This window comes from Kineococcus siccus, assembly GCF_009906795.1.
Taxonomy (GTDB): Bacteria; Actinomycetota; Actinomycetes; order Actinomycetales; family Kineococcaceae; genus Kineococcus; species Kineococcus siccus.
On record NZ_JAAALN010000140.1, the window covers coordinates 1 to 11,287 of the forward strand.

The following is an 11,287-nucleotide window of genomic DNA, read 5'->3' on the forward strand; positions in this document are numbered from 1 at the left end:
GTCTGCTGGGTGGGGACCCCGCCCGGCGCGCCGGTGGCCCCCGCTTCCCGCGCGGGGTCCCCACCCAGCAGACTGCACCGCACCGGCCCCCGGCCGGTGTCAGCAGGTTCGGTTGTGCGACGGCGTCAGCGTCGACCCACGCACCGGTACGGAGGCGAGGGCCAGCACCCCATGACGACCCAGCACGAGACCACCACGGCGGTCCCCGCGGGCCGGGACGGCGCCGATCGCGCGCGATCCCTGGACGCGGCCCTGGACGGCGTCTCCTCCGACGAGGGCCACGCGGCCCTGCGGGCCTCGGTGCGCCGCCTGGGCGAGCTGCTCGGCGAGTCCCTGACGCGGCACGAGGGCGCCGAGCTGCTGGAGCTCGTCGAGCGGGTGCGCGCGCTGGCCCGCCAGTCCGACGACGGCGCGGACCTCGCCCGGCTGCTCGCGGGCGTGGACGACGCCACCGCGATCGTGCTGGCGCGGGCGTTCACCGCCTACTTCCAGCTCGCCAACGCCTCGGAGCAGCTGCACCGCGGGCTGGAGCTCTCGCGCCAGCCCGGCGGCGGCCTGCCCGCCGTGCTCACCAAGCTCGCGGGCGCCGTCGACGCGGGTGACCTCGACCGCGACGAGGCGCTGCGCATCATCGCCCGCCTGCAGCTGCGGCCCGTCTTCACGGCCCACCCCACCGAGTCGAGCCGGCGCTCCGTGCTCGTGCTGCTGCTGCGCCTGACGGGCGTCATCGAGGCGCTGGAAGACCCGCAGCTCAGCGCGGCCGACGCCGCGCGCGGCCGGCGCCGCCTCGCCGAGCAGGTCGACCTGCTGTGGCAGACCGACGAGCTGCGCGTCGAGCGCCCGCGCCCGGCGGACGAGGCCCGCTCGGCCCTGCACTACCTGCGCGCGCTGGCCACCGACGTCCTGCCGGACCTGCTCGAGGACCTCGAGGTGGGCCTCGGCGCCGTCGGGCTGGACCCGGGCACGGAGCTGCGTCCCCTGCGCTTCGGCAGCTGGGTCGGCGGCGACCGCGACGGCAACCCCAACGTGACCCCCGAGGTGACGCTCGAGGTGCTGCAGCTGCAGCACGAGACGGCGCTGGACGTCCTCGCCTCGCAGGTGCGGGTGCTGCGCACGGAGCTCGCCGCCTCGACGCAGATCGTGGACGTCAGCCCCGAGCTGGCCGCGTCGCTCGCGGCCGACGCCCGCGCGCTGCCGACGGTGGCCGCCGACCGCGCCCGCATCAACGGCGAGGAGCCCTACCGCTTCAAGCTCTCCTACGTCCTGGCCCGGCTGGAGGGCACGCGCGCCCGGCTGCGCTCGGGCTCCGAGCACGTGCCCGGGCTCGACTACGCCCACCCCGGCGAGCTGGTCGACGAGCTGCTGCTGGTGGCGGACTCGCTGCGCGCCCACGACGGCGAGCTCGCGGCCGACGGCACCGTCGCCCGCCTGGTCCGCGTCGTGCGCGCGGTCGGGTTCGGCCTGGCCACCCTCGACGTGCGCGAGCACGCCGAGAAGCACCACGCGGCCCTGGCCGCGATCTACGACCGCCTCGACGAGCTGGACACGCCGTACGCCGAGCTGGACCGCCCCGCCCGGCGGGCGCTGCTCTCGCGCGAGCTGTCCGGCCACCGGCCCCTCATCGGGGCGGCGGTGCGCACGCTCACGGGCACGGCGGCGCAGGTCATGGCCCTGTTCACCACGATCCGCACGGCGCTGGACCGCTACGGCGACGAGACGATCGAGACCTACATCGTCTCCATGACGCAGGGCATCGACGACCTCTTCGCGGTCGTCGTGCTGGCCCGCGAGGTCGGCCTCGTCGACCTGGCCGAGGCCCCCGGCGCGGGCGGCGCCCGCGACGTCGCGCGGATCGGGTTCGCGCCCCTGTTCGAGACGGTGACCGAGCTGGAGGCCGCCGAGGAGCTGCTGGAGGGCCTGCTGTCGGACCCCTCCTACCGCCGCGTCGTCGCCGCCCGCGGTGACGTGCAGGAGATCATGCTGGGCTACTCCGACTCCTCCAAGGACGCGGGCATCGCGGCGTCGCGCTGGCAGATCCACCGCGCCCAGCGCGCGCTGCGCGACGTCGCCCGCCGCCACGGCGTGGTGCTGCGGCTGTTCCACGGCCGCGGCGGGTCGGTCGGGCGCGGCGGCGGCCCCACGGGCGAGGCGATCCTGGCGCAGCCCTACGGCACGCTCGACGGGCCGATCAAGGTCACCGAGCAGGGCGAGGTGATCTCCGACAAGTACGTGCAGCCGCGCCTGGCCCGGCACAACCTCGAGGTCGCGGTGTCGGCCGCGCTGGAGGCCTCCACGCTGCACCGCACGTCGCTGCAGCCGCGCTCGGTCATCGACCGCTGGGACTCCACGATGGACCTCGTCGCGGCCCGCGGCCAGGAGGCCTACCGCGCGCTCGTCGGGGACCCGGGCCTGGTGCCGTTCTTCCTCACCGCGACGCCCGTCGAGGAGCTGGGCAACCTCAACATCGGCTCGCGGCCCTCCCGCCGCCCCGGGGGGCCGGGCGGCCTCGCCGACCTGCGCGCCATCCCCTGGGTGTTCGGGTGGACGCAGAGCCGCATCAACGTGCCCGGCTGGTTCGGCGTGGGGTCCGGCCTGGCCGCCGCGCGCGAGGCGGGCCGCGCGGACACCCTCGCGGAGATGTACGGCACCTGGAACTTCTTCCGCAGCTTCATGTCGAACGTGCAGATGACGCTCGCGAAGACGGACCTGGAGATCGCGGCGCACTACGTCGAGGAGCTCGTCGGCGCCGACGACCGGGCGCCGTTCGAGGCGATCCGCGCCGAGCACGCGCGCACGGTCGAGCAGGTCCTCCTGCTGACGGGCCAGGACGAGCTGCTGCAGGGCGCGCCCGTCCTGCGGCGCACGCTCGACCTGCGCGACGCCTACCTCGCGCCCCTGCACGCGCTGCAGGTGACGCTGCTCGCCCGCTCCCGCGCGGCCGGCGACGAGCCCGACCCGGCGCTGCGCCGGGCGCTGCTGCTGACCATCAACGGGATCGCGGCCGGGATGCGCAACACCGGCTGAGACGCTGCGGCGCGGGCGGTCTCAGGTGGGCGGAGCCTGGGGCGCGTCCCGCGCCGCGCCGTAGCGCCGGTCGCGCCGGGCGTAGGTCTCGATGGCCGCCCACAGCGAGCGCCGGTCGACGTCCGGCCACAGCACGTCGGAGAACACCATCTCCGCGTAGGCGGACTGCCACAGCAGGAAGTTCGACGTCCGCTGCTCCCCCGACGAGCGCCAGAACAGGTCGACGTCGGGCATGTCGGGTTCGTCGAGGTGGCGGGCGACGGTGGTCTCGTCGATGCGCCGCGGGTCGAGCGTGCCGGCCCGCACCTGCTCGGCGATGGAGCGCACGGCGTCGGCGATCTCGGCGCGCCCGCCGTAGTTCACGCACATGGTCAGCGTCAGGACGTCGTTGTCCTTCGTCATCTCCTCCGCGGCCTCGAGCTCGGCGACGACGCTGCGCCACAGCCGCGGGCGACGGCCCGCCCAGCGCACGCGGACGCCCCAGCGGTGCATCTCGTCGCGGCGGCGGCGGATGACGTCGCGGTTGAACCCCATGAGGAACCGCACCTCGTCGGGGCTGCGCTTCCAGTTCTCCGTGGAGAACGCGTACGCCGACAGGTGCCGCACCCCGATCTCGATGCCGCCCGCGACGACGTCCAGCAGCGACGCCTCGCCGCGCTGGTGGCCCTCGTTGCGCGTCAGGCCGCGGGAGTTCGCCCACCGGCCGTTGCCGTCCATGACGACGGCGACGTGGTGGGGCACGAGCTCGGCCGGCAGCTGCGGCGGCCGCGCGCCGGAGGGGTGCGGCGGCGGCGGCTCGACCGTGCGCTCGGCGACCGCGGGCGCGGGGCGCCGACGGCCGAGACCCGTTCGGCGAGCGGGGGTGTCCACGCGGGACAGCCTTCCACGCCGCTCGCGCTCAGACGCGTTCGACGTGGCGCAGCGAGCGGATGCCCCGCTCGAGGTGCCACTGCAGGTAGGCCGCGACCAGCCCGCTGCCCTCCTTGCGGCAGCGCGGGTCCGCCTGCTCGGCGACGTCCCAGTCCCCGCTGAGCAGCGCCGCCAGCATCTGCAGGGTGCGCGGGTCGGGGGCCGCGCACCCGGGCGGGCGGCACGACGGGCAGACCGCCCCGCCCACGGCGACGGCGAACGCCCGGTGCGGGCCGGGGGCCCCGCAGCGGGCGCAGTCCACGAAGCTCGCGGCGTAGCCCGCGACGGCCAGCGAGCGCAGCAGGAACGCGTCCAGGACCATCGTCGACTCGTGCTCGCGGCGCGCGAGCGTGCGCAGGGCCCCCACCAGCAGCAGGTACTGCTGGGTCGCGGCCTCCCCCTCGACCTCGGTGAACCGTTCGGCCGTCTCCAGCAGGGCGTGCCCGGCCGTGTAGAGCGCGTAGTCGGTCGCGATGACCTGCCCGTAGGGCTCGAGGACCTCGACCTGCGTGACGACGTCGAGGGTCCGGCCGCGGTGCAGCTGCACGTCGACGGTCGTGAAGGGCTCCAGCCGGGCCCCGAAGCGGGACGTCGTGCGCCGCACGCCCTTGGCCACGGCCCGCACGCGCCCGCCGTGGCGCGTCAGCAGCGTGATGATCCGGTCGGCCTCGCCGAGCTTCCCGGTCCGCAGCACCACCGCCTCGTCGCGGTAGCTCTTCGGTCCGCCGATCCCCGCGCCCCTGCTCCCGCTGCCCGGTCCCCTGCCGCCCGCCGTCACGCCCTCAGGCTCGCACAGCCCGGTCGCGGCCCGCCTTCTTGGCCCCCGCGCAGGCCGAGTCGGCCGCCGAGAGCGCCTCCGCGGCCGGCGCGGGGCCGGAGACGCCGATCGACGCCGTCAGGCGCAGCCCGCGCGAGACGTCCGACCACGGCTCGGCGCGGACGGCCTCGAGCACGCGCGTCGCGACCGTCATCGGGTCCACCCCGGTGTCGGTGCCGCCCGCGGGGGCCTCGGCCGGCAGCAGCACGACGAACTCGTCGCCGCCGTAGCGCACGACGACGTCCTCGCTGCGGCAGTGCTGGACGAGGAGCTTGGAGAACCGGCGCAGGACGTCGTCGCCGACCTCGTGGCTCTGCTCGTCGTTGACCTGCTTGAACCGGTCGAGCGCGACGAACACGGCGCTGAAGCGGCGGTCGGGGCGCTCCAGCACCTGCTGCAGCCGGCGCCGGTTGCCGAGCCCCGTCACGGGGTCCTCGAGCGCGGCGCGCCCCAGGCGGTCGCTCTCCTGCGCCATCTGGCGCAGCCGGATCCGGTCCTGCAGCGACTCGAAGCGGCTCTCGCGGTCCTCCCACAGGCGGGACAGCGCGGTGCGCACGAGGGACTGCAGCGGCGCCACGGCGGTGTGCGGGCCCTGCTCGCGCACGGCGTTGCGGGCCTGCGCCGCGAGGGCCGTGAGGCCCCAGACGTCGAGCTGCGTCGTCGAGGAGCTGCGCACGACGTCGGCGAGGAGCGGCTCGGCGGCCGAGAAGCGGCCGCGCTGTCCGAGCACGAGCGCGAGCCCGATGCGCGCGATCTGCGTCTCGGCGAGCTCCTCGCGCAGCCGGAAGGCGGACATGGCCGGCCGCAGCCGCGCCTCGGCGAGGTCGACGTCGCCCGCGCGCTGGAGCACGAACCCCTCGATGACCTCGGCGCGCGCGAGCATCTCGGGGTAGGGGACGTCGAGGGCGAGGGCCCGCATGCGGGCCGCGCGCTCGAGGGCGACGACGTAGTGCGGGCGCGCCTCGTCGGGACGCCCGACGATCTCCAGCATCGCGCCCCAGGACACCTGCAGGACGGCCGCCTCCTGCGCGACGTTGAGCCGGACGCTCGCGGAGGGGTAGCCCGCGTCGAGCATCTGCAGCATGAGCTCGTCGGCGGGCTCGTACAGCGCGAGCGCCCGCAGCGCGAGCGCGACCGACATGGTCGCCGACAGGTGGCTGTAGTCGCCGCTGGGGTGACCCGCGACGATCATGCGGCCCTCGGCCAGGTGGTCCATCGCCAGCGCGGTCATGCCGAGGTCGACGCGGGCCTCGGCGAGCAGGGCCAGGGCCTTGGCGCGCCACAGCGGGTCGGCGTCCGGCCCCAGCCGGCGCAGGAGGTGCCCCGCCTCCTCGCTGGCCTCGGTCCAGCGGCCCAGCTGGTGCAGCGCGACGCCGCAGACGAACTGCAGGTAGCGCGCGGTGCGCTCGTCCCCGGCCGCCTCGACGACCAGCAGGCCCTCGCGCGCGGCCGTGACGGCGCGCTCGCCGTAGCCGTCGAGGTAGAGCCGGTGCGCCCACTCCGCCAGCGCGTCGAAGGGACCGAACGAGCTGAGGGGGACGAGAGCCCCCTCGCCGTGAGCCACTGGGATCAGGACCCCTCCCCGGACGGCACCCGCGTCAGCACGGGCTGTGATCGGTCGATGACAGGTGCATCGTCTCGCAGACTCTCACGGGCGACGAGCCGGTGCAGCCGGATCGACCGATCCGCCCGGCTCAGCGCAAGGCGCGGTTGACCGCCGAGACGACGGCCTTGAGCGAGGCGGTCGTGATGTTGGGGTCGATGCCGACCCCCCACAGGACCCGGCCGTCCACCGCGCACTCGACGTAGGCCGCCGCGCGCGCGTCGCCACCCGCGGAGAGCGCGTGCTCGGCGTAGTCCAGGACGCGGACGTCCACGCCGTCCAGGGACGCCAGCGCGGCGCAGAAGGCGGCGATGGGGCCGTTGCCCGTGCCGTGCACGGTGACGGGACGGCCGGCGTCGAGCAGGGTGACCTCGAGGGCGTCGGCGCCGTCGACCTCGCTGACCGAGCGCGTCGAGCGCAGCGCGAAGCGGCCCCAGTCCGGGGTGCCGCTGGGCGAGGGCAGGTACTCGTCGGTGAAGATCGAGAAGATCTCGGCCCCCGAGACCTCGCCGCCGGCCGCGTCGGTGCGCTCCTGCACGACCCGGCTGAACTCGATCTGGAGCCGGCGCGGCAGGTCGAGCTGGTGCTCGCTCTTCAGCAGGTACGCCACGCCGCCCTTGCCGGACTGGCTGTTGACGCGGATGACGGCCTCGTAGGTGCGCCCGACGTCCCGGGGGTCGATCGGCAGGTACGGCACGGCCCAGGGGATCTCGTCGACGGTGCGGCCCGCGGCGGCCGCGTCGCGCTCCATGACCTCCAGGCCCTTCTTGATGGCGTCCTGGTGCGAGCCGGAGAACGCCGTGTAGACGAGGTCGCCGCCGTAGGGGTGGCGCTCGGCCACCGGCAGCTGGTTGCAGTGCTCGACGGTGCGGCGGATGCCGTCGATGTCGGAGAAGTCGATCTGCGGGTCGACGCCCTGGCTGAACAGGTTCAGGCCCAGGGTGACCAGGCAGACGTTGCCCGTGCGCTCCCCGTTGCCGAACAGGCAGCCCTCGATGCGGTCGGCGCCGGCCTGGTAGCCCAGCTCGGCCGCGGCGACCGCGGTGCCGCGGTCGTTGTGCGGGTGCAGGGAGAGGACCACGTTCTCCCGCTGCGCCAGGTTCCGCGACATCCACTCGATCGAGTCGGCGTAGACGTTGGGCGTCGCCATCTCGACCGTCGCGGGCAGGTTCACGATGACCTTGCGCTCGGGCGTCGGCTCGAACACCTCGACGACCGCGTTGCAGATCCGCAGCGCGAACTCCAGCTCGGTGCCGGTGTAGGACTCCGGGGAGTACTCGTAGTAGACGGTCGTCTCCGGGATCGACTCCTCGAACTTGCGGCACAGCCGCGCCCCCTGCAGGGCCAGGTCGACGATGCCGTCCTCGTCGGAGCCGAACACCACGCGCCGCTGCAGCACCGACGTCGAGTTGTAGAGGTGGACGATGGCCTGCTTCGCGCCGCGCAGGGACTCGTACGTGCGCTCGATGAGGTGCTCGCGGGCCTGGGTCAGGACCTGGATCCGGACGTCGGCGGGGATGAGGTCCCCCTCGATGAGCGTGCGCACGAAGTCGAAGTCGGTCTGGCTCGCGGAGGGGAACCCGACCTCGATCTCCTTGTAGCCCATGTCGACGAGCAGCTGGAACATGCGCAGCTTGCGCTCGGAGTTCATCGGGTCGATCAGGGCCTGGTTGCCGTCCCGGAGGTCGACGGCGCACCAGCGGGGCGCGGTCTCGATGCGGCGGTCGGGCCACGTGCGGTCCGGCAGGTCGACGGTGATCTGCTCGTGGAACGGGACGTACTTGCTCGTCGGCATGGCCGAGGGCTGCTGGGTGTTCTGCACGGTCGTCATCTCCTGGAGCGGGGCCTCGGGGGTGTCGGCCGGCGCACGACGAGGTCCCGCGGCAGGGAGACCGGCCTAGCAGGCCCCGCCGCGGCAGCGAAGGAGGAGGCTCGCCGCTCGGATCACGCGATCAGCCTACGCGCAGTGCGGGGAGGGAGTCCACGTGACCCGGGCGGCGGCGCGTCAGTCGCGGGGGTTCAGCTGACCGGGGTCGCCGTCGGGGTCGGGCCCGTCGCTCTCGGCCGCCCCGTCGACGCTCTCCTCGCCCCGCTCGTCGCGGGGGTTCAGCTGGCCGGGGTCGGCGTCGGGGTCGGACGGGGTCGTGGGGCTGCTGCTCTGCTCGCTCATGGCTCCAGCCTGGACCCCCGGGCGGGCCGGCGCCCGGTGACGACGGTGACGCGGTCGACGCGGCGCGGTATCTTGACGTCGAGACACGTCCGCGAGAGGACACCGCCGTGACCTGGGACCCGCAGCAGTACGCCCGCTTCGCCGACGACCGCAGCCGGCCCTTCCACGACCTGCTCGCGCGGGTCGGGGCGACGGCTCCGCGCGAGGTGGTCGACGTCGGGTGCGGCACCGGGGCGCTGACCGCCCTGCTGGCCCGGCGCTGGCCGCAGGCGCGGGTGCGGGGCTTCGACTCCTCCGCCGAGATGGTGGCGCAGGCACCTGCGGACGCCGGGGTCGAGTTCTCCGTGGCCGACGCGCGCGGCTTCGACGCCACGGGCGTCGACGTCCTCGTCAGCAACGCGGTGCTGCAGTGGGTGCCGGAGCACCGCGACCTGCTCGTGCGCTGGGCCGGGCAGCTCGCGCCGGGCGGCGAGCTCGCCGTCCAGGTGCCCAGCAACCTCGGGGCCCCGTCGCACGCGCTGATGCGCGAGCTGGCGGACTCGCCCCGCTGGCGCGGCCCGCTGTCCGGTGTCCTGCGGGTGGGGGACGCGGTCGCCGAGCCCGGCGAGTACCTCGACCTGCTGCAGGGGGCGGGCCTGGCCGCGGACGTCTGGCGGACCGAGTACCTGCACGTCCTGGCCGGTGCGGACCCGGTGCTGGAGTGGGTGCGCGGCACGGGGTTGCGGCCGGTGCTGCAGGCGCTCGGAGCGCAGGCCGCGGAGTTCGAGCGGGAGTACGCGGCCCTCCTGCGGCGGGCCTACCCGCCGCGGGAGCACGGCACCGTGTTCGGCTTCCGCCGGACCTTCCTCGTCGCCCGGGTGCCGACCCGAGTCGGCACCCCGGTCGAGGCGGGTGTCAGTTCCGGTCGCGCTTGACCTTCGCCTCGACGACGGCGAGCACCACGTCGGACAGCTTGCCCAGCACCGCGAGCAGGAGGATGGCGAGGATCAGCTGGTCGGTAAGGCCCTGGTTCTGGCCGTTCGTCATCTGGAACCCCAGGCCGATCGACGCCGCGATGATCTCGGCCGCGACGAGGAACAGCCAGCTCTGGGCGAGGCCCAGCCGCAGCCCCGACAGCAGCGACGGCGCCGTCGCGGGCAGCAGGATCTCGGAGAACAGCCGCCAGCCGCGGCGCCCGTAGGCGCGGCCGACCTCCACGAGGGCGGGGTCGAGGTGCTGCAGCGCCGAGAACACCGTGGTGTAGACGGGGAAGAACGCCCCGATCGCGATCAGGATGATCTTCGGCGGTTCCCCGAGGCCGATCCACAGGCCCAGCAGCGGGACCCACGCCAGCGACGGCACGGCCCGCACGGCGCCCAGCGTGGGCGAGAGCATCCGGTCCAGCGTGCGGGACAGCCCCGTCAGCCCGCCCAGGAGGACGCCGAGCGTCGCCCCGATCGCGAAGCCGATCAGGACGCGCTGCACGCTGATCGCGACGTTGAGCTGCAGCGTGCCGTTGAGCCACAGGCGCCGCGCGGCGTCGAGGACGGCCAGGGGCGGCGGCAGCTGGTAGGCGGTGAAGACGCCCAGCGTCGAGGACAGCTGCCACGCCGCCAGGAGCAGCAGCGGGACGACCGCCCCGAGGGCCCAGGACCCACCGCGCCTCCTGCCCGGGCGGGCGGCCGGCGGGTGGGCACCCTGCGCCGCGGGGGCCGGGCGCGTGGTCGCGCTCACGCGTCGCTCGCGGCGGCGAAGCGGGGTTCGAGCAGCCCGTCGAGGGCCTCCTGCACGACGTCCTCCGAGGAGGCCCCGCCGATCTGCACCATGAGCGGGATGATCCCGGCGAGCACCGTCCGCTGCGCCTCGCCCGGGGCGAGGTCGCCGTCGAGGCGGGTCCGCTCGAGCACGAGCGCCGCCACCTCGGGCGAGAGCTGCGCGGCCTCGGCGTACAGCGCCGCGAAGTCCGCGGAGTTCGCGAGCGCCCAGGTGCGGGCCTGCGCGTAGGCGTCGACGACCTGCTGCGCGAGCTCCGGAGAGGACTCGAGGAACTCCTCGCGGGCGTTGAGCATCCCGTAGGTGTTGAAGTCGACGTTGCGGTACAGCAGCGTCGACCCGGCCTGCAGCTGCGAACCGGCCATGTTCGGGTCCAGCCCCGCCCACGCGTCGACGTCCCCGCGCTCCAGCGCCGCGCGGCCGTCGGCGTGCTGCAGGTTCAGGATCTCCACGTCGGTGGCCGCGACCCCGGCCTGGGCGAGCGCCTGCTGCAGGAAGAAGTACGGGTCGGTGCCGGTGGTCGCGGCGATCTTCTTGCCGCGCAACGCGGCGACGTCGGTGATGGCCGAACCCCGGCCCACCACGAGGGCCGTCCACTCGGGTTGCGAGTACACCGCGATGCTCTTCACGGGCGAGCCGTTCGCCCGTGCCTGCAGGACCGCGGACCCGGCCGTGGAGGCGATGTCGAGGTTGTCGTTGCGCAGGAACTCGTTCGCCTTGTTGCTGCCGGCGGACTGCTCCCACTGCACGGTCAGCCCCGCGTTCTCGAGCGTCTTCTGCTGCCACACCACGAGGCTCAGCGGGTTGTACAGCGCGTAGTCCAGCCGCACGGAGCCCGCGGCCGCGGCGGAGGAGCTGCCGGCCGCGGCGGGGGCGGTGCCGGAGGACCCCTCCCCCTGCACGCAGCCGGCCGCGGCGAGCGCGAGGCCGCCGAGGGCGGCGCCGAGGACGCCGCGACGGGCGAGGCGGGGGGCGGGAGAGGCAGCGGGAACGGGCACGGGGACTCCTCGGG

General features: G+C 74.8%; 9 protein-coding genes. 2 read left to right on the forward strand and 7 right to left on the reverse strand.

Going from position 1 to position 11,287, the window contains the following annotated elements:
* The first annotated feature begins 171 nt into the window (after positions 1-171).
* Positions 172-3,024 (forward strand): phosphoenolpyruvate carboxylase, encoded by a 2,853-nt coding sequence (ppc, locus tag GTR02_RS14875; RefSeq protein ID WP_166608279.1) that lies wholly within the window; start codon positions 172-174, stop codon positions 3,022-3,024.
* A 21-nt stretch (positions 3,025-3,045) separates the two neighbouring features.
* Here ppc and GTR02_RS14880 read toward each other — a convergent pair whose 3' ends face one another.
* The 5 genes from GTR02_RS14880 to GTR02_RS14900 all read right to left on the reverse strand — a co-directional run bounded on the left by GTR02_RS14880 (position 3,046) and on the right by GTR02_RS14900 (position 8,523).
* Entirely contained in the window at positions 3,046-3,894 is an 849-nt protein-coding gene (locus GTR02_RS14880; protein WP_166608280.1) for an isoprenyl transferase, read from the reverse strand.
* Positions 3,895-3,922: 28 nt separating this feature from the next.
* Entirely contained in the window at positions 3,923-4,663 is a 741-nt protein-coding gene (gene recO / locus GTR02_RS14885) for a DNA repair protein RecO (RefSeq protein WP_166608287.1), read from the reverse strand.
* 52 nt (positions 4,664-4,715) lie between these two features.
* The gene (locus tag GTR02_RS24555) at positions 4,716-6,314 is read right to left on the reverse strand and encodes a diguanylate cyclase (RefSeq protein ID WP_166608281.1); all 1,599 of its coding nucleotides are present in this window, start codon (positions 6,312-6,314) and stop codon (positions 4,716-4,718) included.
* 130 nt (positions 6,315-6,444) lie between these two features.
* Positions 6,445-8,184, reverse strand: a complete 1,740-nt coding sequence (gene leuA / locus GTR02_RS14895) for a 2-isopropylmalate synthase (RefSeq protein WP_166608282.1) — start codon at positions 8,182-8,184, stop codon at positions 6,445-6,447.
* A 174-nt stretch (positions 8,185-8,358) separates the two neighbouring features.
* On the reverse strand, positions 8,359-8,523 hold the full coding sequence (locus GTR02_RS14900; protein WP_166608283.1) for a hypothetical protein: 165 nt from the start codon (positions 8,521-8,523) through the stop codon (positions 8,359-8,361).
* A 107-nt stretch (positions 8,524-8,630) separates the two neighbouring features.
* On the opposite strand from GTR02_RS14900, the gene GTR02_RS14905 reads away from it, so the two are divergent.
* The gene (locus tag GTR02_RS14905; protein WP_166608284.1) at positions 8,631-9,437 is read left to right on the forward strand and encodes a trans-aconitate 2-methyltransferase; all 807 of its coding nucleotides are present in this window, start codon (positions 8,631-8,633) and stop codon (positions 9,435-9,437) included.
* On the opposite strand, the gene GTR02_RS14910 is transcribed toward GTR02_RS14905, so the two are convergent.
* Complete coding sequence (locus tag GTR02_RS14910) at positions 9,418-10,236, reverse strand: ABC transporter permease subunit (protein WP_166608285.1); 819 nt, start codon at positions 10,234-10,236, stop codon at positions 9,418-9,420. The genes GTR02_RS14905 and GTR02_RS14910 overlap by 20 nt on opposite strands.
* Positions 10,233-11,273, reverse strand: a complete 1,041-nt coding sequence (locus GTR02_RS14915; RefSeq protein ID WP_166608286.1) for an aliphatic sulfonate ABC transporter substrate-binding protein — start codon at positions 11,271-11,273, stop codon at positions 10,233-10,235. The genes GTR02_RS14910 and GTR02_RS14915 overlap by 4 nt, the downstream gene beginning before the upstream one ends.
* Positions 11,274-11,287: the final 14 nt, after the last annotated feature.